We start from the raw sequence: 20,455 nt of genomic DNA, 5'->3' as shown, positions 1-20,455 counted from the left end.
ACGAACGCTGTTCGTTTAACGAACACCGTTCTATCGACGAACGCCGTTCGCGTCAAGTACAGTGTTCGCGTGACCGCTCCCCCGCCGCCGTGGCGCAGCGCCCCGCGCCGCCGCGCCGCGAAACCCGTCCTGTCCCAGGAACTCGTCGTGAAGACGGGGCTGGAAATCCTGGCGAAGGAGGGGTTCGAGGCGGTCACCATGCGGCGGGTCGCGCAGGAACTCGACACCGGGCCCGCGTCGCTCTACGCGCACGTGTCCAACAAGGACGAACTGGCGGAGCTGATGCTCGACGCCGTGCTCGCCGACGTGCCGCTGCCGGAGCCGGACCCGGACCGCTGGGACGAGCAGGTCAAGGACCTCGTCCGCGCGCAGATCCGGGTGATGGTCGCCCACCCCGGCATCGCGCGCGTGGCGTGGGACATCGCCGTGCCGGTCACGCCGAGTTCACTTCAGCAGGGCGAGGCGATGCTCGCCCTGCTGCGCGCCGGCGACCTCGGGCTCAAGCAGGCGACGTTCGCGGGCGACGCGCTTTCCCTCTACGCCAAGGCGTACGCGTACGAAGCCAGCGGCTGGACCTGGGGCGACATCGACCAGGCCGAGACGGCGAAACGCGGCGAGCAGATGGTCGCCTACATGCGCTCACTGCCCGCCGAATCGTTCCCGAACATGCTGCGCATCGGCGAGTTCTTCTCCGCCGAGACGGCCACCGAACGCCTCGAGTTCGCCCTCGACACCTACCTCGCCGGCCTCAAGGTGCTGGCCGCGAAAAACTAGGGCCGCAGCACGATCTTGCCGCGCGTGTGCCGCTGCTCCAGCTCGCGGTAGGCGTCGCGCACCTCGTCCAGCGGGTAGACGCGGGCGACCGGCAGGGTCAGCAACCCCTTGTCCAGCAACAGGCCCAGCTCGCGCAGGATGTCGGCGGACGCGCCGGCCGCGTTGCCGTCGGTCTTGACGTTGTACTTCGCGGCCGCCTCGAAGTCGATGATCGTGTCGATCCGCCCGGGGTGGATCCCCAGGTGCAGCGCCAGTTCCACGTACCCGGAACCGAAGGTGTCGACGAACGCGTGGACGCCGTCCGGCGCCGCTTCCTTGATCCGCCCGAGAACGCCATCCCCGTAGGAAACCGGGACGACGCCGAGCTCGCGCAGCCACTCGTGGTTCGCTTCGCCGGCGAGGCCGATCACCTCGGCGCCGGCCAGCTTCGCCAGCTGGACCGCGAGCGAACCCACACCGCCGGCCGCGCCCGAAACGACGACCGTCTCCCCTTCGCGCGGGCACACCGCTCCCACCGCGGCGTACGCGGTCGTGCCGGCCACGAACAGCGAGCCGGCGACCTCCCACGGCAGGTCGGCGGGCTTCGGCGTCAGGTTCTCCGCTTCCGCGACGACGAAGTCGGCGTGGCTGGAGCGGGTGTCGACGAACCCGATCACCTCGTCGCCGACGGCGATCTCCTCGACGCCTTGGCCGAGCTCGGCCACGACGCCGGCGAAGTCGCTGCCCTGACCGGACGGGAACGTCGCCGGGTAGCGCTCGTGCAGGAAGCCCCGCCGGATGGCCGCCTCGCCCGGGTTGATCCCGGCGGCCCGCACCTCGACGAGCACCTGCCCCGGTCCGGCGATCGGCAAGGGGACGTCCTCGACCCGGAGGACCTCCACGTCGCCGTACTCGTCGAACTTGATCGCGCGCGCCATGAGGCCTCCCGGAAGTCGTTGCTCAATACAAGCAACGACCGGGGCGGCCGGAATAATTCCCGGCTCAGCCCGCGAGCCGCCGGACGACGCCGTCGGCGAGCAGCCGCCCGCGGTCGGTGAGCACCGCGCGGCCCCGCGTGTCCAAAGCGGACGGGTCGAGCAGGCCCTCCGCCGCGGCCGCGCGAGCTTCGGCGAGCCCGGGCTCGTCGAGGGCGTCGAGCGGCAGCCCTTCGGCGACGCGGAGTTCGAGCATGATCCGCTCGAGGTGCTGGTCGTCGTCGGTGAGCACTTCGCGCCCGCCCGCTGGCGAATCGCCGCCGGCCAGCAGCGCGGCGTAGCGCGCCGGGTGCTTGACGTTCCACCAGCGCACCCCGCCGACGTGGCTGTGCGCGCCCGGGCCGGCGCCCCACCAGTCGTCGCCGCGCCAGTAGCCGAGGTTGTGGCGGCAGCGGGCCGCGTCGGAGGCCGCCCAGTTCGACACCTCGTACCAGCGCAGCCCGGCCGCCGTGAGCGCCGCGTCGATCATCTCGTAGTCCGCGGCCAGCACGTCGTCGTCGGGCGCGGGCAGCTCGCCGCGGCGCACGCGGCGGGCCAGCGCGGTGCCCTCCTCGACGATCAGCGCGTACGCGGACACGTGGTCGACGCCGGCGGCCAGCACGGCGTCGAGTGTGGCGAGGAGGTCGTCCGGGCGTTCTCCCGGCGTGCCGTAGATCACGTCGAGGTTCACGTGGTCGAACCCGGCGGCGCGCGCTTCGGCGGCGGCCTGCCCCGGCCGGCCCGGCGTGTGCACGCGGTCGAGGATCTTCAGCACGTGCGGCGCGGCCGACTGCATGCCCAGCGAAACGCGGGTGTAGCCGGCTTCGCGGATCCCGGCGAAGAACTCCGGCGACGTCGACTCCGGGTTCGACTCCGTCGTCACCTCGGCGCCCGGCGCGAGCCCGAAGACGTCGCGGACGGCGTCGAGCACCGAAGCCAGGCCGTCCGCGCCGAGCAGCGAAGGCGTGCCGCCGCCGACGAACACGGTGTCGGCGGCCGGCGGCACGACCAGCACGCGGGCGGCCAGCTCCAGCTCGCGCCGCAGCCCCTCGAGCCAGGACTGGGGCGACGAGCCGGAGTCCAGCTCACCCGCGGTGTAGGTGTTGAAGTCGCAGTAACCGCAGCGCGTCGCGCAGAACGGGACGTGCACGTAGACCCCGAACGCTCTGCTGCCGAGCCCGTCCAGCGCGCTTTCCGGCAACGCCGGATCGATCGGGGTGGCGGGGTCGGGACGCAGCTCGGGCACGCCCCGATTGTCCCCTACGAGGCCGGGAGGTTCGCCGCCGCCCACTCGGGGTCGACGGGGATCATTTCGATGACGTCGAGCAGCACGCCGTCCGGGTCCGCGACGTAGAAGTGCCGCTGCCCGTAGACCTCGTCGACGAGCGGCACGACGAGGTCCACCCCCGCCTCCGCCAGCCGCTTCGCCTCGGCCGCCGCGTCTTCGACGACGAGCCCGAACATCACGCCGGTCGTCTCGGCCGCCCGGTACCCCGCCGGCACCGACGCGTGCCCGCGCTGCACGAAGCTGATCTCGTAGCCCGGCGCGCCGGCGTTGACGCTGGCGAACCAGTCCAGCTCGACGGTGACCGGCAGCCCGAGCACGTCGGCGTAGAAGCGGGTGGTCGCGGCGACGTCGTCGACCAGGTACCCCGCCCCGAAACCCTTGACCCGCATCCAGTTCCCCTCTTCAAACCACTGTGTCCGAAGTACTCTACATGTAGTGGTTTGAATGGCGCAAGAGTCCGCACGCAGCATGGTTGACACGATTTTCGCAGGTGAGTGACCCTTCTCCCAGCATGCGGTCAGGCCTGGACCACATTGTGGACGCGTGGCACGCTCACGTCGTGACTCATGCCGGTGACTTCCTCGTGGCCCGCCGCCACGTCGACCTCCTGCGGGTCGCGAGCGCCCTCTGCGCACCCGTTCGCTGACTGCCGTCGCCACCACCTGCCACGAAATCGGACAGCCCCCTCGGAGGACGCCGCCATGGCCACGCCCACGCGTCAGACCCCCGCCCGACCCGCCCGCGCGAAGCAGAAGCGGGGCGAAGGGCAGTGGGCACTCGGTTACCGGGAGCCGCTGAACCCGAACGAGCGGTCGAAGAAGGACGATCACCCGCTCAACGTGCGGGCGCGGATCGAAAACATCTACGCCCACCGCGGGTTCGACGCGATCGACCCGGGCGACCTGCGCGGCCGGTTCCGCTGGTTCGGCCTCTACACCCAGCGCAAGCCGGGGATCGACGGCGGCCGCACCGCGACGCTGGAGCCCGAAGAGCTCGACGACAGCTACTTCATGCTGCGGGTCCGCCTCGACGGCGGCGCGCTGACCACCCGGCAGCTCACCGTGCTCGGCGAGATCTCGCAGCAGTACGCCCGCGACACCGCCGACATCACCGACCGGCAGAACATCCAGTACCACTGGATCCGGATCGAGGACGTCCCCGCGATCTGGGACAAGCTCGAGCAGTCCGGCATGACGACGATGGAAGCGTGCGGCGACAGCCCGCGCGTCATCCTCGGCTCGCCGGTCGCCGGCATCGCGGCCGACGAAGTGATCGACGGCACGCCGGCGATCGACGAGATCAAACGCCGCTACATCGGCAAGCCCGAGTTCGCGAACCTGCCGCGCAAGTTCAAGACCGCGGTCTCCGGACAGCCCGACGTCGCGCACGAGATCCACGACATCGCCTTCGTCGGCGTCGACCACCCCGAGCACGGCCCCGGCTTCGACGTCTGGGTCGGCGGCGGCCTGTCGACCAACCCGATGCTCGGGCAGCGCCTCGGCGCGTGGGTGCCGCTGGACGAGGTCCCCGACGTCTGGGAAGGCGTCATCTCGATCTTCCGCGACTACGGCTACCGGCGGCTGCGCTCCCGCGCCCGGATCAAGTTCCTGGTCAAGGACTGGGGCGCGGAGAAGTTCCGCCAGGTGCTGCAGGACGAGTACCTCAAGCGCGAGCTGATCGACGGCCCGGCGCCGGCCGAACCCGCCGCCCCGCTCGACCACGTCGGGGTGCACCCGCAGGTCGACGGCAACTTCTACGTCGGCGCCGCGCCGATCGCCGGCCGGTCATCGGGCGGCACGCTCGTCGCCGTCGCCAAGGCCGCCGAGCGCGCCGGGTCGGCCCGCGTGCGGCTCACCCCGCAGCAGAAGCTCGTCGTGCTCGACGTCCCCGAGGCCCAGGTCGCCACGCTCGAGGCCGAGCTGAGCGAACTGGGGCTGGAGACGAAGCCGTCGCCGTGGCGGCGCGGCGTGATGGCCTGCACCGGGCTGGAGTTCTGCAAGCTCGCCATCGTCGAGACGAAGGCGCGGGCGCAGCAGCTGGTCGCGGACCTCGAGAAGTCCTTGGCGGACATCCAGAAGGACCTCGACACGCCGGTCAGCGTGCACCTCAACGGCTGCCCCAACTCCTGCGCGCGGATCCAGACCGCGGACATCGGCCTCAAGGGCCAGATCGTCACCGACGCCGACGGCAACCAGGTCGAAGGCTTCCAGGTGCACCTGGGCGGCGGCCTCGGCCTCGACGCCGGGTTCGGCCGGAAGCTGCGCGGGCACAAGGTGACCTCGGGCGAGCTGACCGGGTACGTCGAGCGCGTCGTCCGCAACTACGTGGCCGGGCGCGAACCCGGCGAGCGGTTCGCGCAGTGGGCGTTGCGCGCCGAGGAAAGCGCCCTCCAGTGACCGAGCGAGCGGCTCCGTACTACTGCCCGTACTGCGGTGACGAGGATCTGCGGCCGGAAGAGAACGGCGGCTGGCTGTGTTCGGCCTGTCGCCGGGTTTTCTCGGTGAAGTTCCTCGGCCTGTCCCTCCCGGAGGTTTCCCGATGACCGCCACCGCCGACTACAAGACCCTCGCCGAGCGCGCGTCCAAGGAGCTCGCGGACGCCACCGCCGACGAAGCGATCCGCTGGACCGTCGACACGTTCGGCGACGACTTCATCGTCGCGTCCAACATGCAGGACGCCGTGCTCATCGACCTCGCCACGAAGGTCAAGTCCGAGGTGGACGTGCTCTTCCTCGAGACCGGGTACCACTTCCCCGAGACCCTCGGCACGCGCGACGCCGTGCAGACGGTCTACCCGGGCGTGAAGATCGTCAACGCCCAGGCCGAGCAGAGCGTCGCCGAGCAGGACGCGGAGTACGGCGAGAAGCTGCACGAGCGCGACGCGACGCTGTGCTGCAACCTGCGCAAGGTCGTGCCGCTGCGCAAGACCCTCTCGAACTACTCGGCGTGGATCACCGGCGTGCGCCGGGTCGACGCGCCGACCCGCGCGAACACCCCGATCGTCACCTGGGACGACCGCAACGGCCTGGTGAAGGTCAACCCGATCGCGGCGTGGACCGACGACGAGTTCAACGGCTACATCCGCGAGCACGGGATCCTCGAAAACCCGCTGGTTTCGATCGGCTACCTGTCGATCGGCTGCGCCCCCTGCACGGCTCGCGTCGAGCCGGGCCAGGACCCGCGCAGCGGCCGGTGGGCGGGTCAGTCGAAGACCGAGTGCGGATTGCACGGCTGAGGAAGGGACGCATGACGACCTTGGAGCCCGCCACCGACGCGGCACAGGACAACCTGGCGGCTTTGGAATCCGAAGCCATTCACATCTTCCGGGAGGTGGCAGGCGAGTTCGACCGGCCGGTGATCCTCTTCTCCGGTGGCAAGGACTCGACGCTGCTGCTGCACCTGGCGATCAAGGCGTTCTGGCCGGCGCCGGTGCCGTTCCCGCTGCTGCACGTGGACACCGGGCACAACTTCGACGAGGTCATCGAGTTCCGCGACCGGGTCGTCGAGCGGCACGGGCTGCGCCTGGTCGTCGCGAAGGTCCAGGACTGGATCGACGACGGGCGCCTCGAAGAGCGCGCCGACGGGATGCGCAACCCGCTGCAGACCACGCCACTGCTCGACACGATCTCCGAGAACAAGTTCGACGCCGTCTTCGGCGGCGGGCGCCGCGACGAGGAGCGCGCCCGGGCGAAGGAGCGGATCTTCAGCCTCCGCAACGCCTTCGGCCAGTGGGAGCCGCGGCGGCAGCGCCCCGAGCTGTGGAACCTGTACAACGGCCGGCACCGCCCGGGCGAGCAGGTGCGCGTCTTCCCGCTGTCCAACTGGACCGAGGCCGACGTCTGGAACTACATCGCCCGCGAGAAGGTCGAGCTGCCGTCGATCTACTACGCGCACCAGCGCGAGGTGTACCTGCGCGACGGGATGCTGCTGACCGAAGGCCCGTGGGGCGGCCCGCGGCCCGGCGAAGAGGTCCGCGAGCTGACCGTGCGGTACCGGACCGTCGGCGACGGCTCGTGCACCGGCGCGATCGAGTCCGCCGCGACCACCGTCGAAGACGTCATCGCCGAGGTGTCCGCGTCACGGCTCACCGAACGCGGCGCCACCCGCGCCGACGACCGGATGTCCGAAGCGGCCATGGAAGACCGCAAGCGTGAGGGGTACTTCTGATGAGCTCGCTGTTGCGCCTGGCCACCGCCGGGAGCGTCGACGACGGCAAGTCCACCCTGGTCGGGCGGCTGCTGTACGACACGAAGTCGGTGCTCGCCGACCAGCTCGACGCCGTCACGCGCGCGTCCGTCGACAAGGGACTGTCCACACCGGACCTGTCCCTGCTGGTCGACGGCCTGCGCTCGGAGCGCGAGCAGGGCATCACCATCGACGTCGCCTACCGGTACTTCGCCACGCCGAAGCGGTCGTTCGTGCTGGCCGACACGCCCGGGCACGTGCAGTACACCCGCAACACGGTGACCGGCGCGTCCACCGCGCAGCTGGCGGTGCTGCTGGTCGACGCGCGCAAGGGCGTCATCGAGCAGACCCGGCGGCACGCGGCCGTGCTGGCCCTGCTGGGCGTGCCGCAGCTGGTGCTGGCGGTGAACAAGATCGACCTGGTCGACTACGACGAGGCGACCTTCACCGTGATCGCCGAGGAGTTCGCCTCGCACGCCGAGACGCTGGGCTACGCACGCGGGTCGGTGCTCACGATCCCGGTGTCGGCGCTCGAAGGCGACAACGTCGCGACCCGCTCGGAGCGCACGCCGTGGTACAGCGGCCCGAGCCTGCTGGAGCACCTGGAGGAGGTCCCGGTCGCCCCGGACCCGCACGACTCCGCGCTGCGGTTCCCGGTGCAGTACGTGATCCGCCCCCGCACGGCGGAGTACCCGGACTACCGCGGCTACGCGGGCCAGATCGCCGCGGGCACCGTGCGCCCGGGCGACGAGATCGTCGTGCTGCCACAGGGCATCCGCAGCCGCGTCGAGCGCATCGACACCGCCGACGGCCCGCTGGCCGAAGCCGGCTCCGGGATGTCGGTGACGCTCCTGCTGGCCGACGACATCGACATCTCCCGCGGCGACCTGATCGCGGCCGCGGACGCCCCGCCCCAGGTCACCGACGAGATCACCGGCACCCTGTGCTGGCTGTCGTCGAAGCCCCTGAAGGCGGGTGCGCGGGTGCTGGTCAAGCACGGCGCGCGCACGGTCCAGGCACTGGTCGGCGAGCTGCACGCGCGGTTCGACGAGCAGACGCTGTCCAGTGTGGACGCCCCGGCGTCGCTGGAGCTCAACGACATCGGCCTGGTCACGCTGCGCCTGGCCGAAGAGCTGGGCGTCGACGACTACGGCGTCAGCCCCCGCACGGGCGCGTTCCTGGTGATCGACCCGAAGGACGGCGACACCCTGGCCGCCGGCCTGGTGGGCGAGCGCTTCTCGTGACGCCACCCCTGGTCGCCGTCGCGCACGGCAGCCGCGACCCCCGCTCGGCGTCGACCGTGCGGGCGCTCGTGGACGTCGTGCGCGCGCAGGCACCGGGGCTGTCGGTGCACGAGTCCTTTTTGGACCTCTCTTCGCCGCTCGTCTCGGACGTATTGCGGGGGTTGTATTCGGCCGGTCACCGCACGGCGGTCGTGGTGCCGCTGTTGCTGGGCAGCGCGTTCCACGCCCGGGTGGACCTGCCCGCGTTGATCGCCGCGGTCGTCGCGGAGTGCCCGGGCTTCCGCATCCGGGTGTCGGACGTGCTGGGCGCGGACCCGGCCCTGGAGGCCGTCGCCCTGGACCGGCTGGCTTCGGCACCCCGCCGCCGCGACACGGGGGTGTTGCTGAGCGCGGTGGGGTCGTCCAACGCGGCCGCCAACGCCGTGGTCGCTTCGCTGGCTTCACACTGGGAGGAGCGGCTGGGCATCCCGGTGAGCGAGGCGTTCGCATCGGCCACCCAGCCGGACATCCCGACGGCGGCGGCCTGGTTGCGGGAGCGGGGCGCGCGGCACCTGATCGTCGGGTCGTGGTTCCTCGCGCCGGGACTGCTGCCGGACCGGATCGCGCGACTGGCTCGCGAGGCGGACCCGAAGGCGTTCATCGCGGACCCGCTGGCCGACGACCCGCGCGTCGCGGACGTGGTGGTGAGCCGGTACGCGTCCGCGGTGAGCGGACTGCTCCGCCAGTACGCGTAGTCCCGAGCGACACCGCCAAAAGGCGAGTCTTATTCACATTCGCCGTCACCCCGCGTGCATGGGAACGGTAAATCCTTGACGCGCTAGTTAACTTGCCGGTAACTATCTAAGCGCTGCGCAGCTTTCTCCCTCCCCTCTTGAAACCGCAGGTAGGTGGATACAGATGAAAGCTCTTCACCTTTCCCGGCTCGCCGCTCTGACCGCGGCCGCCGCCCTTCCGATCGCCCTCGCCGCGCCGGCGCAGGCGGCCACCGCCGTCACCTTCGACTGCCAGGCCGATGCTCCGATCGTCGGTCCGCAGAAGGTGTCGCTCAACCAGGACGCGGACGTCACCGCGCCCGCCACGGTCGCTCCGGGCGGTGCCTTCGACGTCGTCATCGACCCGGCGCCCAACACCGTGCCCGGTGATGTGAGCGGGAACAAGGTCAAGAACATCAACACCTTCGCGCTCAAGTTCCCCATCCCGGCCAACTCGGCCTACGTCGGCGCCGACCTCGCCGGCGGCTCCGGCCTGGGCAGCACCGCTCCGGCCATCGCGGTCGCGAACGGCGTCGCGACGCTGAGCTTCCCCGGCCCGATCGCGGGCGGTGCGACCTTCGAGCTGCCCACCATCACCGCGCACCTGACGGCCGGCCAGTCGGGCACCATCGAGACCAAGCTGTCCGGGACCAGCTACAGCGACCCGGGCCTGACGTTCAAGGCCGTGGCGAGCAGCATCATCGGCGACGTCACCGCGCCGACGGCGTGCTTCCCCAACCCCAGCCCCGTTTTCACCACGACGACCATCGGCTGAAATTCCCCGGCCACCCTGCGGGTCGCGCCCGTAGGGTGGCCGCATGGGGAACTTCGAACTCGCTCAGGTCAACATCAGCCGCATGAAGGCGCCGCTCGACGACGAGTCCTTCCGGGACTTCGTCGGCGCGCTCGAGCCGCTGAACGCGATCGCCGACCGCGCACCGGGTTTCGTCTGGCGCCTGCAGACCGAGGACGGCGACGCCACCTCCGTCCGCGCCTTCGAATGGGACGTCCGCGGCACGTCCGGGGTGCTGGTCAACATGTCCGTGTGGACGTCGGTCGAGGCGCTCGCGGCCTTCGCGTTCTCCGCCGACCACGTCGCGGTCATGAAGCGCCGCCGCGAGTGGTTCCACCACGTCCGCGAGGCGATGACCGTGCTCTGGTGGGTCCCCGCCGGGCACCGGCCGACGACCGCGGAGGCCGAGGCGAAGATCCGGCACCTGCGCGTCCACGGCCCGACGCCGGACGCTTTCACGCTGAAGCAGCACTTCTCGCCGGAAGCGGCCGCCCACGAGGGTGACCCCGGCTGGCTGTGCCCCGCGTAACACCGGCCACCCGCGGCGGATGTGCAAGGGTGACGGGCATGGCTGACGAACTGGTGCACTACGACGTGGTGGGCGGCACCGCCACGATCACCCTGGACTCCCCGCACAACCGCAACGCGCTGTCGGCGCAGCTGCGCCGCGAGCTCTCGGACTCGCTGACGAAGGCGGCCGAAGACGACGCCGTCCGGGTGGTCGTGCTGACCCACACGGGCCCGGTGTTCTGCGCGGGGATGGACCTCAAGGAAGCCCGCGGCGGCAGCGCGGGCGACCAGGGCGTCAACGAGTTCCCGAAGATCCTCGAGCAGCTGTGGACCAGCCCGAAGCCGGTCGTCGCCCGCCTGGCCGGCCCCGCCCGCGCCGGCGGCATCGGCATGGTGGCGGCGTGCGACATCGCGGTGGCGGTGCCGGAAGCGACGTTCGCTTTCTCCGAAGTCCGCATCGGCGTGGTCCCGGCGATCATCTCCCTGACGGTCCTCCCCCGCCTCAACCCGCGCGCGGCCCACGAGCTGTTCCTGACGGGCGACACGTTCGACGCCCGCCGCGCGGTCGAGATCGGCCTCCTGAACTCGGCGACCGACGACCTCGACGCCGAGGTCGCCCGCTTCGTCAAGGCACTGGCGGCCGGCGGCCCGAAGGCGCTGGCGGAGACGAAGGCCCTCCTGAGCCGCCCCCGCTTCGCGACGCCGTCCGACGGCTTCGCCGAGATGCTCGGCCTGTCGGCGAAGTTCTTCGCGAGCGAGGAAGGCCAGGAGGGCATCCTGGCCTTCGCCCAGAAGCGCAAGCCGAACTGGGTCCCGCAGGACTAAGCCGCGACGCGGGCCTGCTTCCGCGGGAACAGCGCGAGCAGGCCCGCGGCCGCGCCGCACGCAGCGGCCAGTGCGTACACCGGACGCACACCCCCGGCCTGGTAAGCGATCCCGAGCACCGCGACGCCGAGCGTCTGGCCGAACTGGCGGGTCGTCGTCAGGATCCCCGCGGCCATCCCGGCCCGCCCCGGCGGGGCCGCCGCCGCGATCGCCGCGCCCGTCGCCGGGCCCGCGATGCCGACGCCGATCCCCGTCACCGCGAGGCCCGCCGGCACCGCCACACCCAGCAGGAGCATGCAGCCGAGCGCGCCCAGCAGCACCCCGGCGCCCAGCAGGACCCGCGGCGGGAAGCGGTGCAGGAAACGCCCGAGCAGCGTGGACGTCAGGAACGACGCCACCGCCAGCGGCGCCAGCGCGAGCCCGGCCGCGGAGGGGCTCAGCGAGCGATCCGTCTGCAGCCACAGGGACACGTACACCAGCGCCGCGAACGTGAGCGTCGACGCCGCCGCGCAGGCGACCAGCGTCGTGAACTCGCGGTCGCGGAACAACCGCAGGTCCAGCAGCGGGTCCGCGCGCCGCTCGACGACGCCGAACACCGCGAAGGCGACCGCCGAAACGCCCAGCGCCCCGAGCGTGACCGGTGACGTCCACTGTCCCGAGCCGCCCAGGGTGAGCCCGTGCACCAGGCTCGCCGCCGCCACCGCGAACCACGCCGCGCCGGCGAAGTCGAACCGGCCGCGCCGCGCCGGGGTGTCCGCGGGCAGCGCGAAAGCCGCGAACACGGCGGTCAGCGCGGCGCACGGCACGTTGACGAAGAAGATCGCCGGCCAGCCGAAGTACTCGGTCAGCACTCCGCCCACCAGCGGCCCCGCCGCCGCGCCGAGGCCGCTGACCGCGAAGAAGACGCTGATCGCCGTCGCGCGCGCCCGCCCTTCGTACGTCGCGGCCAGCACCGCGAACCCGGTCACGGCCAGCGCCGCGCCGCCGACCGCCTGCACCCCGCGCGCGGCGATCAGCGTCCCGATGTCCGGCGCCAGCCCGCACGCCAGCGACGCCAGCCCGAACACCGCCAGCCCGCTCACGAACACCCGCCGCACACCCCACCGGTCGGCGAGCGAACCCGCCGCCAGCATCAGCACAGCCAGGACCACCGTGTAGCCGTCCGGCACCCACTGCAACTGCCCCAGCGACGCCGTCAGGTCGGCGCCGATCCGGGGCAGCGCCACCGTCACGACGGTCGTGTCCAGCAGGAACAGGAACGAACCCGCACAGACCGCGAGCAACGGCCACCACTTGCGCATCGAAACTCCCTTCGGGTGGCCCGAAGGATCTGGCCTGGTCCACGCGCTGCAGCTGGACGGCCGCGCCCCGATGCGCACGATCGGCCGGGTGCTCGGCGTCTCGGAGAACACCGCGGCCCGGCGCTACCAGCGGCTGCGGACCGCCGGCGTCCTGCGGGTCACCGGGGCCGTCAGCGGCGGCGAAGCCGGCTACACGACGTGGACGCTGCGGCTGCGCACGACGCCGGACGCGGGCGCCGCCGTCGCGGACGCGCTGGCCGACCGGCCCGACGTGTCGTGGGTGCACCTGCTCTCCGGCGGGACCGAAATCTCCTGCACCGTCCACGCCCCCGACACGACCGGGCGGGACGACCTGCTGCTGCACAAGCTGCCGCGGGCGAGCCGGGTCACCGCCGTCTCCGCGCACGAACTGCTGCACACGTTCGCGCTCCCGGACGGCTGGCGCGGGGTGCGGTGCCTGTCCCCCGGGCAGGTCGAGCAGCTCCGGCCGCCACCACCGCGGGGGAGTCTCTCGCCGACGCCGGAGGACCAGCCGCTCCTGGACGCGCTCGCCCACGACGGCCGGGCGAGCTACACCGCGCTGGCGAGAGCGACCGGCTGGTCGGACTCCGCCGTTCGGCGCCGGATGGACGTGCTGCGGCGGCACGGCACGCTGACCTACCACCTCGACGTCTCCCCGGCCGGGCTCGGGTTCCGGTCGGAGACGCGGCTGTGGCTCACCGTGTCCCCCGCGCACCTGGCCGAAGCGGGCGAGGCGCTGGCGAGCCACCCGGAGACGTCGTTCGCCGTCGCCACCACCGGCACCACGAACCTCACCGCGATGGTGAACTGCCGGGACGGCGGCGACCTCTACCGCTACCTCACCGGCCGCGTCGCGGGGATCCGCGGGGTGCAGACCCTCGAGAGCGCACCGGTGATCCGCACGGTCAAGCGCGCGGGGACGCCGCTCAGGCGTCCGGCAGGACGACCGTGAGCCGCCACGAACCGGCGCTGCGCCCGCTCGGGCCGAGCGCGCGCTGGGCGTCCGAGAGCACGCTGCGGATCGCCAGGTACGTCTTCGGTTCGGCCTTGCGCAGCGCGTCCGAGCCCGGCCAGATCAGCACGTGCTCCCCCGGCGGCAGCCACGACAGGTCGGTCAGGCAGTCGTAGAGCGCGTCGAGGTTCTGCCCGAAGTGGTCCGGAAAGGACAGTGCATCGGCGAACGCGCTCAGCGTGCTCACCTTGTCCACAGTGGGCCGCGAGTTCACGACGTGCGGGTACGCACCTCGGGCGAACGCCGCCTCCGCGGCGGCCTTCGCCTGCTCCGGCGCGCTCATCGGGCCGGGTCCACGACGACGAACGACGAGTAGTGGTCGCCGGTGTAGTACAGCTCGTGCGCCTGCCCGGTGATCAGCCGCCGCGCGCCGCGGTCGGAGCTGCCCGGCGTCTTCACGGTGTACTCGTGGTAGTAGCCGGACTTCTTGCCGGGCAAGCGCTTCTCGCGGTTTTCGAACACGACGTCGTCGTTGCGCGGGTACGGGTACGGCCCGCCCTTTTCGATCAGCTTCCACGTGTCCGCGGCCTGGGCGGGCAACGCGGAAAGCGCCTTCAGCGGGAGCCCGGAGTCGGACCCGGGAACGGTGGCGCCGCCCTTGGCGGGCGTGCTCGAAGACGAGCTGGGAGCGCTGCTCGAAGCGGGCGACGACGAGCCGCCGCCGACGGCGTCCTTGACCAGCCAGCCCCCCAGCACCAGCACGAGGAGCCCGATCAGCGCGGCGGTGATCCGCCTTCGGTTGAACATGGTGCGCGAGCCTATGCCGACCCGTCGGAGCGGTCGTCGTCACGCCCCGGAGTCAGGCGGCTGGCGAACAGCCCGACGAGCTTGTCGAGCACCCACGCGGCGGCCAGGCACAGCGGCACGACGACCACCATGACCAGCACGAACTGGACCGGGAACCACGCCTGGGCGAGCCACAGCTCGACCCCGTCCCACCAGTCGGCAAGCCCGTTGAACACAGTGTGAGCCTACGCGCGCTTCGCTGCCCCCGCGTGCCTGGGGCGGTACGTTGCTGGACATGTTCGCCGTGTACGCGCAGGAACCCAACGCCGACAGCCCGCTGGACTCGCTCGTCGTCGGCGAGCGACCCGAACCCGACGTGCCGGACGGCTGGGTCCGCGTGCACGTCAAGGCGGCCAGCCTGAACATGCACGACCTCTGGACGCTGCGCGGGGTCGGCATCAAGCCGGAGCAGTTCCCGATGATCCTCGGCTGCGACGGCGCCGGCACCCTCGACGACGGCTCCGAGGTCGTCCTCCACTCGGTGATCAACGCGCCGGGCTGGCAGGGCGACGACACCCTCGACCCGAAGCGCACCCTGCTCACCGAGAAGCACCAGGGCACGTTCGCCGACCAGGTGATCGTCCCGGCCCGCAACGTCGTGCCGAAGCCCACCGCGCTGAGCTTCGCCGAGGCCGCCACGATGGGCACGGCCTGGCTGACCGCCTACCGGATGCTCTTCGTGAAGTCCGGGCTGCGGCCGGGCCAGACGATGCTCGTGCAGGGCGCCTCCGGCGGTGTCTCGACGGCGCTGGTGCAGCTCGGCCGCGCGGCCGGGTTCCGGGTCTGGGTGACCGGCCGGACCGAGGAGAAGCGCGCGCTGGCCACGAGTCTCGGCGCGCACCAGACGTTCGAGTCGGGCGCGCGGCTGCCCGAGCGCGTCGACGCCGTGTTCGAGACCGTCGGGAAGGCGACCTGGTCGCACTCGGTCAAGTCGCTGAAGCCGGGCGGCATCATCGTCGTCTCCGGCTCGACCAGCGGCCCGGACGCGGGCGCCGAACTGCAGCGCGTCTTCTTCCTGCAGCTGCGCGTCTCCGGCTCGACCATGGGCACCCGCGACGAGCTCGCGGACCTGCTCGCCTACCTCGACATCACCGGCGTGCGGCCGCAGATCGGGCAGGAACTGCCGTTCGAAGAGGCAGCCAAGGGATTCCAGGCGATGCTCGACGGCGACACCGCCGGCAAGATCGTCTTCACCCGCTGACGCGCTGACCTGGGCGGATCGGCTCCCGGCCCGCCCAGGTCACCGCTTTTACCGCCCACTTGGTGAATTGTCAACGTACTCGGATCGAGATCTGGTCGTTAGCACCCATATTCGACCAAAACCCAAGGGCGGCAAGCTAATCTGTAAACATGACCGCGACGAAGCGGCCCGCTCCGGCTGGACCGGGCGGCCGGCCCAGCAGTGATCCGGATCCCATCCGGGTCTCCTTCCGGCGCTACGCCGGCGTCCGCACCCGCGTCCTCGAGGTCGGCGACACCGGCCCCGAACCGGAGCTCCCCCGCCGCTCGCTGCGGCGCAGATCCGCCGTCCCGCACCTGCGGCCCACCGCGCCGCGCCTGGTGCTGCTGCACGGTTACTGCGACAGCGCCGACACCTGGCGCCCCGCCCTGGAGCAGCTCGCCGCCGCCGGCATCCCGGCGATCGCGGTGGACCTGCCCGGTTTCGGCGACGCGCAGCCGCTGCGGCCCGGCCCGATGCTGCCGCAGCTCGACGCCTTCACCACCGCCGTCGTCCGCGAACAGGCCGTGCTCGGCTCGGTCGTGCTGGCGGGCAACTCCCTCGGCGGCACGATGAGCCTGCGCGCGGCGCAGAACAGCAGGCTGGCGCTCTCCGGCGTCGTCTCGATCGCCGCGCCGGGGTTCGTCGACTCGTGGCTGATCCGGACGATGGCGCGCTACCCGCTGCCCCTGCGGCTGTACTCGTCCCTGCCGGTCCCGGTGCCGGGGTTCCTGGTGCGCAAGGTCGCCGAGCAGCTCGTCCCGCGGCTGCTCTACGCCGACTCGACGGCGGCGGACGCGGCGCAGGTGCAGCGCTTCACCGCGCTGTTCCCGGACTACCGCGCGACCAAGAGCCGCCTCGAGCAGGCGCGGCAGCTCGTCGCGGAGCTCGCCGACGCCTACCGCCTCGACTCGGTCCAGGTCCCGCTGCTGGTCGTCGCGTGCGGCAAGGACAAGCTCGTCACCGCCGCGTCCGGGCGCCAGCTGCACACGCTGGTGCCGCACAGCAAGCTGCTGGTGCGCGAGGACTGGGGGCACTGCCCGCAGCTGGACGACCCGGTCGAGATCGCGGAGCTGCTCACCTACTTCGCCGCGAGCGCGGTCCGCACCACCCAGGCCAAGCGCGCGGCCGCGACGGCGTCGGAAGCGGTGAGCGAGGACACCGCGGCGGGCTGATCCGCTCACGCTGTCTTCACGCGGAGTTGGCGGTAGGTTCCCCCGTTGGGTCCGTGATCCGGGCTCGTACACCGACGTTCGGGAGACGAAGATGTCCGCTCCAAGCCTGGGCTCCAGCTCCGGCATCTTCCGGCGCAAGCCGATCGACCAGATCCAGGACACCAGCGAAGCCGGCGGCCTCAAACGCACCCTGGGGCTGTGGCAACTGACCGCCATCGGCATCGGCGGCATCATCGGCGCGGGGATCTTCGCCCTCGCCGGCAGTGTCGCGCACGGCGACGACTCGGCCGGCATCCCCGGCGTCGGGCCCGCCGTGCTGATCTCGTTCCTCATCGCGGGCGTCGCGAGCGCCGCGGCCGCGTTCTCCTACGCCGAATTCGCCGGCCTGATCCCGAAAGCGGGGTCGGCCTACACCTACGGCTACGCCGTGCTCGGCGAGATCGTCGGCTGGTTCATCGGCTGGGACCTGCTGCTGGAGTACACCGCGATCGTGGCGGTGGTGGCCATCGGCATCTCCGGCTACTTCAGCTTCCTGCTGGGCCAGCTCGGCCTCGACCTGCCCGCCTGGATGCTCGGCGCGCCCGGCACCGGGCCGGGCCACAAGGTCGACCTCTTCGCCGCGCTGCTCTGCCTGCTCATCGCGTACCTGCTCAACCGCGGCATCCGCAGCGCCGCCCGGTTCGAGACGGCGATGGTCGGCATCAAGGTGCTGATCGTGCTGGTGGTCGTGCTCGTCGGCTTCTTCTACGTCAAGACCGGCAACTACACGCCGTTCGCCCCGGCCGGCTTCGGCGGCGCGGTGACCGGCGCGGCGACGGTGTTCTTCGCCGTCTTCGGGTACGACGCCATGAGCACTGCCGCGGAGGAGTCCAAGGACGCGCAACGGCACATGCCGAAGGCGATCCTCTACTCGCTGGGCATTTCGATGGTGCTCTACGTGCTGGCCTGCCTGGTGCTGACCGGCATGCAGAAGTACACCGAAATCGACCCGAAGAGCGGCTTCTCGACGGCGTTCAAGTCAGTCGGTCTCGACGGGCTGGCCACGGTGATCGCGATCGGCGCCATCATCGGCATCCTGACCGTGCTGTTCACGTTCCTGATGGGCGCCACCCGCGTCGGCTACTCGATGAGCCGCGACGGCCTGCTGCCGGCGTGGCTCGGCAAGACCAACGAGAAGCGGCAGGTGCCGAGCCGGATGACGTGGATCCTCGGCGGTGCGTCGGCGGTCATCGCCGGGGTGCTGCCGATCGGCGAGGCCGCGGAGCTGACGAACATCGGCATCCTGCTCGCGTTCGTCGTGGTCTGCGTCGCGGTGATCGTGCTGCGCTACAAGCAGCCCGGCCTGCCCCGGACGTTCAAGACGCCGGGCATGCCGGTGGTGCCCGCGGTCGGCATCGTGTTCTCGCTCTGGCTGATCACGTTCCTGCAGCCGGAAACCTGGATCCGGTTCGCCGTCTGGTTCGTGCTCGGGATGATCGTCTACTTCCTCTACAGCCGGCGGAATTCGGTGCTGAACCGCACCGGCGGCGCTCCCGAGGCCGGGAAGACGGACTAGCGGATGCGGTCGAGGCGGGCGGCGGCGTCGCGCGCCTCGACCTTCAGCCGCTCGAGGATGACGGCGGCCGAGGCGTCGTAGGCGAGCGGGTAGGTCTGGCCGGCCCACAGCGAAATCGCTTCCGGGTCACCCGCCTTGGCCGACGCCTTGCGCACCGGCCCCGCCAGGTGGTTGAGCTGCGGGTAGGCCGCGGGGGCGCCGTCGGACAGCGCGTCCGTGAACTTGTTGACCAGCCCGCGCGCCGGGCGGCCGCTGAAGGCCCGGGTGAACGCCGTCTCGCGTTCGGCGAGCGCCAGCGCCTTCCGGTGGGCCTCCGACGTCCCGGCCTCGTCCGCGCGCAGGAAGACCGTGCCGAGCTGGGCGGCCACCGCCCCGGCGGCGAGCACCGCGGCGACGTCCGCGCCGTGCACCAGGCCGCCGCCCGCGATCAGCGGCAGGTCGACGCGCGCGGCGACGAGCCGCAGCAGCGCGAGCACGCCGTATTCCGCGCCACCGCCGGGCAGCCGGGCGTCGTCGGTGAAGAGACTGCGGTGCCCGCCCGCTTCGAAGCCCTGCAGGACGAGCGCGTCGGCGCCGAGGTCGGCGGCGCGCTGCGCGGCCTCGGGCGTGGTCACGGTGATGACGACCTTCGCGCCGGCGTCCTTGAGCCGCTGGATCTCCGACGGCGACGGCGGGCCGAAGGTGAACGACACGACCGGCACCCGCTTTTCGAGCACGACCTCGAGCTTCGCCGGGTAGTTGTCGTCGTCCCACTTCGGTTCGCCGAGCTCGACGTCATACTCGCGGGCGAAGGCCTCGAGGCGTTCGCGGTGCGCGCCGATGTCGGCACCCGTGTCCGGCTGCGGGACGAAGAGGTTGACGCCGAACCCGCCGCCGGTCAGCTCCCGCGTCCGGTCGATCTGCGCCGCCAGCGCCGCGGGGGTGAGCATGCCGGCCGAGAGGAAGCCGAACCCGCCGGCCTCGGTCACCGCGGCGACCAGCTCCGGGGTGGTGGGCCCGCCCGCCATCGGGGCGGCGATGACCGGGAACGCCAGCTCGTCGAACATGCTCCCGAGCGTAGTACTCAGGCGGGCAGCAGCATCGTGTAGAGCTTCTTGATCACCCCGTCCGCCACGAGGGCGACGTCGATCCCGCGCACGACCGGCGGTCCGCCCGCCGGGCCGAGCGCCCAGGCCAGGTGACCGAGGTCGTGGTTGACCAGCACCGGACCCGCGGCCGTGAACACGAAGCCCGGGGACTGCTCCAGCAGCCCCTTCGCCTTGGCGTTCAGCTCCTCGTGGCCGCTCGCGACCCCTTCCGGATCGGCGAACTCGACGTCGGCCGCGTAGGTCGCGGCGATCGCCTTCGCCCGCCGCTCGTCGTCACGCTCGTTGAAGACGTCGAGCAGGTTCGCCCGCATCAGCTCGGCCACCGTCGCCATCGCACCTCCTGGGTTCGCGGCCATATTACGTGACATGTCACGCAACTGTCAGGGGTGGTCCTCCGGCCGCGGCAGCGTGCCCCGCTCGACGAGCCGGTCGTAGACCCGCTCGAGCAACGTCGTCAGCTGCGCCTGCTCGCCGGGTTCGAGAGCGTCCAGGAACGCCTGCCGCACGAACCCGACGTGGTCCGGCGCGGCCTGGCGCAACGCCTCCCAGCCGGCCTCGGACAGCACCACCTCCGTGACCCGGCGGTCCTCGGCCGCGGTCCCGGTCCCGACCAGCCCGCGATCGCGCATCCGCTTCAGGTGGTGCGAGAGCCTGCTGCGCTCCCAGCCGATGCGGATCGCGAGGTCGGTGACCCCCATCCGGCCGCCGGAGGCGCTCGTCAGGGCGACCAGGACGTGGTAGTCGGCGAGCGAGAGGCCGCTGTCGGCCCGCAGCTGCCGGTTCAGCTCGTAGTCCAGGCGGAGGTGCACCTTCATGTAGGCGTACCAGGCGGCCGTCTCGGCTTCCGAAAGCAGCGCGAACGGCGACCCCGGCGCAAAGTCCCGCGTCACCGCGCGAGCTTAACCACCCAGACTGGTCTAGACCACGACCGCCGAAGGTGCGACGATCCGGGCAGGTGCGACGGCGATGTCGCGC

The 20,455-nt window shown here is 71.7% G+C and carries 25 protein-coding genes; 15 read left to right on the top strand and 10 right to left on the bottom strand.

The features are described 5' to 3' along the window. Positions 1-69: 69 nt before the first annotated feature. Complete coding sequence (locus ACLJQM_RS29415; RefSeq protein ID WP_410633554.1) at positions 70-774, top strand: TetR/AcrR family transcriptional regulator; 705 nt, start codon at positions 70-72, stop codon at positions 772-774. Here the strand turns inward: ACLJQM_RS29415 and ACLJQM_RS29410 are convergent. The 3 genes from ACLJQM_RS29410 to ACLJQM_RS29400 form a co-directional block, all read right to left on the bottom strand. After that, positions 771-1,691, bottom strand: a complete 921-nt coding sequence (locus ACLJQM_RS29410; RefSeq protein ID WP_360769627.1) for an NADP-dependent oxidoreductase — start codon at positions 1,689-1,691, stop codon at positions 771-773. The two genes, ACLJQM_RS29415 and ACLJQM_RS29410, sit on opposite strands and share 4 nt — an antisense overlap. 64 nt (positions 1,692-1,755) lie before the next feature. After that, complete coding sequence (hemW, locus tag ACLJQM_RS29405) at positions 1,756-2,973, bottom strand: radical SAM family heme chaperone HemW (RefSeq protein WP_410633553.1); 1,218 nt, start codon at positions 2,971-2,973, stop codon at positions 1,756-1,758. A gap of 14 nt (positions 2,974-2,987) precedes the next feature. After that, positions 2,988-3,404 carry a VOC family protein gene (locus ACLJQM_RS29400; protein ID WP_410633551.1) on the bottom strand — a complete coding sequence of 139 codons (417 nt, stop codon included), beginning with the start codon at positions 3,402-3,404 and terminating at the stop codon, positions 2,988-2,990. Between the two features lie 122 nt (positions 3,405-3,526). On the opposite strand from ACLJQM_RS29400, the gene ACLJQM_RS29395 reads away from it, so the two are divergent. The 10 genes from ACLJQM_RS29395 to ACLJQM_RS29350 all read left to right on the top strand — a co-directional run bounded on the left by ACLJQM_RS29395 (position 3,527) and on the right by ACLJQM_RS29350 (position 11,323). Next, positions 3,527-3,661, top strand: coding sequence for a putative leader peptide (locus tag ACLJQM_RS29395; RefSeq protein ID WP_360769618.1), 135 nt, complete (start codon positions 3,527-3,529; stop codon positions 3,659-3,661). 55 nt (positions 3,662-3,716) lie between these two features. Beyond that, positions 3,717-5,411 carry a nitrite/sulfite reductase gene (locus ACLJQM_RS29390; RefSeq protein ID WP_410633548.1) on the top strand — a complete coding sequence of 565 codons (1,695 nt, stop codon included), beginning with the start codon at positions 3,717-3,719 and terminating at the stop codon, positions 5,409-5,411. After that, on the top strand, positions 5,408-5,557 hold the full coding sequence (locus tag ACLJQM_RS29385) for an Insertion element protein (protein WP_086860657.1): 150 nt from the start codon (positions 5,408-5,410) through the stop codon (positions 5,555-5,557). The genes ACLJQM_RS29390 and ACLJQM_RS29385 overlap by 4 nt, the downstream gene beginning before the upstream one ends. Beyond that, positions 5,554-6,249 (top strand): phosphoadenylyl-sulfate reductase, encoded by a 696-nt coding sequence (locus ACLJQM_RS29380; RefSeq protein WP_360769612.1) that lies wholly within the window; start codon positions 5,554-5,556, stop codon positions 6,247-6,249. The genes ACLJQM_RS29385 and ACLJQM_RS29380 overlap by 4 nt, the downstream gene beginning before the upstream one ends. Positions 6,250-6,260: 11 nt before the next feature. Continuing rightward, the gene (gene cysD / locus ACLJQM_RS29375; RefSeq protein WP_360769609.1) at positions 6,261-7,181 is read left to right on the top strand and encodes a sulfate adenylyltransferase subunit CysD; all 921 of its coding nucleotides are present in this window, start codon (positions 6,261-6,263) and stop codon (positions 7,179-7,181) included. Next, on the top strand, positions 7,181-8,443 hold the full coding sequence (locus ACLJQM_RS29370) for a sulfate adenylyltransferase subunit 1 (protein ID WP_410633546.1): 1,263 nt from the start codon (positions 7,181-7,183) through the stop codon (positions 8,441-8,443). Before cysD ends, ACLJQM_RS29370 begins: the two co-directional genes overlap by 1 nt. Beyond that, positions 8,440-9,177: a sirohydrochlorin chelatase gene (locus ACLJQM_RS29365; RefSeq protein WP_410633544.1), complete on the top strand. Its 738-nt coding sequence runs from the start codon at positions 8,440-8,442 to the stop codon at positions 9,175-9,177. The genes ACLJQM_RS29370 and ACLJQM_RS29365 overlap by 4 nt, the downstream gene beginning before the upstream one ends. A gap of 163 nt (positions 9,178-9,340) precedes the next feature. Beyond that, complete coding sequence (locus ACLJQM_RS29360) at positions 9,341-9,970, top strand: cyclase (RefSeq protein WP_410633543.1); 630 nt, start codon at positions 9,341-9,343, stop codon at positions 9,968-9,970. A gap of 43 nt (positions 9,971-10,013) precedes the next feature. Next, complete coding sequence (locus ACLJQM_RS29355) at positions 10,014-10,517, top strand: DUF3291 domain-containing protein (RefSeq protein WP_410633542.1); 504 nt, start codon at positions 10,014-10,016, stop codon at positions 10,515-10,517. Between the two features lie 38 nt (positions 10,518-10,555). Then, positions 10,556-11,323, top strand: a complete 768-nt coding sequence (locus tag ACLJQM_RS29350) for an enoyl-CoA hydratase family protein (protein WP_247020770.1) — start codon at positions 10,556-10,558, stop codon at positions 11,321-11,323. Here the strand turns inward: ACLJQM_RS29350 and ACLJQM_RS29345 are convergent. Next, positions 11,320-12,624, bottom strand: a complete 1,305-nt coding sequence (locus ACLJQM_RS29345; RefSeq protein ID WP_410633541.1) for an MFS transporter — start codon at positions 12,622-12,624, stop codon at positions 11,320-11,322. The genes ACLJQM_RS29350 and ACLJQM_RS29345 overlap by 4 nt on opposite strands. Between ACLJQM_RS29345 and ACLJQM_RS29340 the strand changes: the two genes are divergently transcribed. Then, positions 12,617-13,597: an Lrp/AsnC family transcriptional regulator gene (locus ACLJQM_RS29340; RefSeq protein WP_410633539.1), complete on the top strand. Its 981-nt coding sequence runs from the start codon at positions 12,617-12,619 to the stop codon at positions 13,595-13,597. The genes ACLJQM_RS29345 and ACLJQM_RS29340 overlap by 8 nt on opposite strands. Here the strand turns inward: ACLJQM_RS29340 and ACLJQM_RS29335 are convergent. Genes ACLJQM_RS29335 through ACLJQM_RS29325 form a run of 3 tightly spaced genes read right to left on the bottom strand, consistent with a single transcriptional unit; the run spans position 13,572 to position 14,619 of the window. Further along, positions 13,572-13,940 (bottom strand): barstar family protein, encoded by a 369-nt coding sequence (locus ACLJQM_RS29335; RefSeq protein ID WP_247020766.1) that lies wholly within the window; start codon positions 13,938-13,940, stop codon positions 13,572-13,574. The genes ACLJQM_RS29340 and ACLJQM_RS29335 overlap by 26 nt on opposite strands. Next, positions 13,937-14,404 carry a ribonuclease domain-containing protein gene (locus tag ACLJQM_RS29330; RefSeq protein WP_247020764.1) on the bottom strand — a complete coding sequence of 156 codons (468 nt, stop codon included), beginning with the start codon at positions 14,402-14,404 and terminating at the stop codon, positions 13,937-13,939. The genes ACLJQM_RS29335 and ACLJQM_RS29330 overlap by 4 nt, the downstream gene beginning before the upstream one ends. A gap of 11 nt (positions 14,405-14,415) precedes the next feature. Then, positions 14,416-14,619, bottom strand: coding sequence for a hypothetical protein (locus ACLJQM_RS29325; RefSeq protein ID WP_247020762.1), 204 nt, complete (start codon positions 14,617-14,619; stop codon positions 14,416-14,418). A gap of 59 nt (positions 14,620-14,678) precedes the next feature. Here ACLJQM_RS29325 and ACLJQM_RS29320 point away from each other — a divergent pair, with 59 nt between their 5' ends. From ACLJQM_RS29320 to ACLJQM_RS29310, 3 genes are all read left to right on the top strand, one after another. Next, positions 14,679-15,644, top strand: a complete 966-nt coding sequence (locus tag ACLJQM_RS29320; protein ID WP_247020761.1) for a zinc-binding alcohol dehydrogenase family protein — start codon at positions 14,679-14,681, stop codon at positions 15,642-15,644. Between the two features lie 149 nt (positions 15,645-15,793). Further along, positions 15,794-16,837: an alpha/beta fold hydrolase gene (locus tag ACLJQM_RS29315; protein WP_410633538.1), complete on the top strand. Its 1,044-nt coding sequence runs from the start codon at positions 15,794-15,796 to the stop codon at positions 16,835-16,837. Positions 16,838-16,928: 91 nt separating this feature from the next. Beyond that, entirely contained in the window at positions 16,929-18,392 is a 1,464-nt protein-coding gene (locus tag ACLJQM_RS29310) for an APC family permease (protein ID WP_410633536.1), read from the top strand. Here the strand turns inward: ACLJQM_RS29310 and ACLJQM_RS29305 are convergent. The 3 genes from ACLJQM_RS29305 to ACLJQM_RS29295 are packed head-to-tail and all read right to left on the bottom strand — an operon-like array spanning position 18,389 to position 20,370. Continuing rightward, positions 18,389-19,438 (bottom strand): NAD(P)H-dependent flavin oxidoreductase, encoded by a 1,050-nt coding sequence (locus tag ACLJQM_RS29305; RefSeq protein WP_247020755.1) that lies wholly within the window; start codon positions 19,436-19,438, stop codon positions 18,389-18,391. The two genes, ACLJQM_RS29310 and ACLJQM_RS29305, sit on opposite strands and share 4 nt — an antisense overlap. 17 nt (positions 19,439-19,455) lie before the next feature. Then, positions 19,456-19,812 carry a nuclear transport factor 2 family protein gene (locus ACLJQM_RS29300; protein ID WP_247020752.1) on the bottom strand — a complete coding sequence of 119 codons (357 nt, stop codon included), beginning with the start codon at positions 19,810-19,812 and terminating at the stop codon, positions 19,456-19,458. A gap of 48 nt (positions 19,813-19,860) precedes the next feature. After that, positions 19,861-20,370, bottom strand: coding sequence for a MarR family winged helix-turn-helix transcriptional regulator (locus ACLJQM_RS29295; protein ID WP_360769573.1), 510 nt, complete (start codon positions 20,368-20,370; stop codon positions 19,861-19,863). Between the last annotated feature and the right edge of the window lie 85 nt (positions 20,371-20,455).

It is taken from the genome of Amycolatopsis sp. cmx-4-83 (assembly GCF_046548815.1).
In the GTDB taxonomy this organism is placed as follows: Bacteria; Actinomycetota; Actinomycetes; order Mycobacteriales; family Pseudonocardiaceae; genus Amycolatopsis; species Amycolatopsis pretoriensis_A.
The sequence above is the reverse complement of the archived record's forward strand: the minus strand, read 5'-3'. Positions and strand labels throughout refer to the sequence as shown.

Excerpts from the sequence above, each read along its gene's own strand:
- ACLJQM_RS29330 (WP_247020764.1), bottom strand. The coding sequence starts at position 14,404 with ATGTTCAACCGAAGGCGGATCACCGCCGCGCTGATCGGGCTCCTCGTG.
- ACLJQM_RS29300 (WP_247020752.1), bottom strand. The coding sequence starts at position 19,812 with ATGGCGACGGTGGCCGAGCTGATGCGGGCGAACCTGCTCGACGTCTTC.
- ACLJQM_RS29390 (WP_410633548.1), top strand. The coding sequence starts at position 3,717 with ATGGCCACGCCCACGCGTCAGACCCCCGCCCGACCCGCCCGCGCGAAG.
- ACLJQM_RS29410 (WP_360769627.1), bottom strand. The coding sequence starts at position 1,691 with ATGGCGCGCGCGATCAAGTTCGACGAGTACGGCGACGTGGAGGTCCTC.
- ACLJQM_RS29355 (WP_410633542.1), top strand. The coding sequence starts at position 10,014 with ATGGGGAACTTCGAACTCGCTCAGGTCAACATCAGCCGCATGAAGGCG.
- ACLJQM_RS29315 (WP_410633538.1), top strand. The coding sequence starts at position 15,794 with ATGACCGCGACGAAGCGGCCCGCTCCGGCTGGACCGGGCGGCCGGCCC.
- cysD (WP_360769609.1), top strand. The coding sequence starts at position 6,261 with ATGACGACCTTGGAGCCCGCCACCGACGCGGCACAGGACAACCTGGCG.
- ACLJQM_RS29370 (WP_410633546.1), top strand. The coding sequence starts at position 7,181 with ATGAGCTCGCTGTTGCGCCTGGCCACCGCCGGGAGCGTCGACGACGGC.
- ACLJQM_RS29305 (WP_247020755.1), bottom strand. The coding sequence starts at position 19,438 with ATGTTCGACGAGCTGGCGTTCCCGGTCATCGCCGCCCCGATGGCGGGC.
- ACLJQM_RS29395 (WP_360769618.1), top strand. The coding sequence starts at position 3,527 with ATGCGGTCAGGCCTGGACCACATTGTGGACGCGTGGCACGCTCACGTC.
- ACLJQM_RS29360 (WP_410633543.1), top strand. The coding sequence starts at position 9,341 with ATGAAAGCTCTTCACCTTTCCCGGCTCGCCGCTCTGACCGCGGCCGCC.
- ACLJQM_RS29335 (WP_247020766.1), bottom strand. The coding sequence starts at position 13,940 with ATGAGCGCGCCGGAGCAGGCGAAGGCCGCCGCGGAGGCGGCGTTCGCC.
- ACLJQM_RS29380 (WP_360769612.1), top strand. The coding sequence starts at position 5,554 with ATGACCGCCACCGCCGACTACAAGACCCTCGCCGAGCGCGCGTCCAAG.
- ACLJQM_RS29345 (WP_410633541.1), bottom strand. The coding sequence starts at position 12,624 with ATGCGCAAGTGGTGGCCGTTGCTCGCGGTCTGTGCGGGTTCGTTCCTG.
- ACLJQM_RS29350 (WP_247020770.1), top strand. The coding sequence starts at position 10,556 with ATGGCTGACGAACTGGTGCACTACGACGTGGTGGGCGGCACCGCCACG.
- ACLJQM_RS29400 (WP_410633551.1), bottom strand. The coding sequence starts at position 3,404 with ATGCGGGTCAAGGGTTTCGGGGCGGGGTACCTGGTCGACGACGTCGCC.
- ACLJQM_RS29320 (WP_247020761.1), top strand. The coding sequence starts at position 14,679 with ATGTTCGCCGTGTACGCGCAGGAACCCAACGCCGACAGCCCGCTGGAC.
- ACLJQM_RS29310 (WP_410633536.1), top strand. The coding sequence starts at position 16,929 with ATGTCCGCTCCAAGCCTGGGCTCCAGCTCCGGCATCTTCCGGCGCAAG.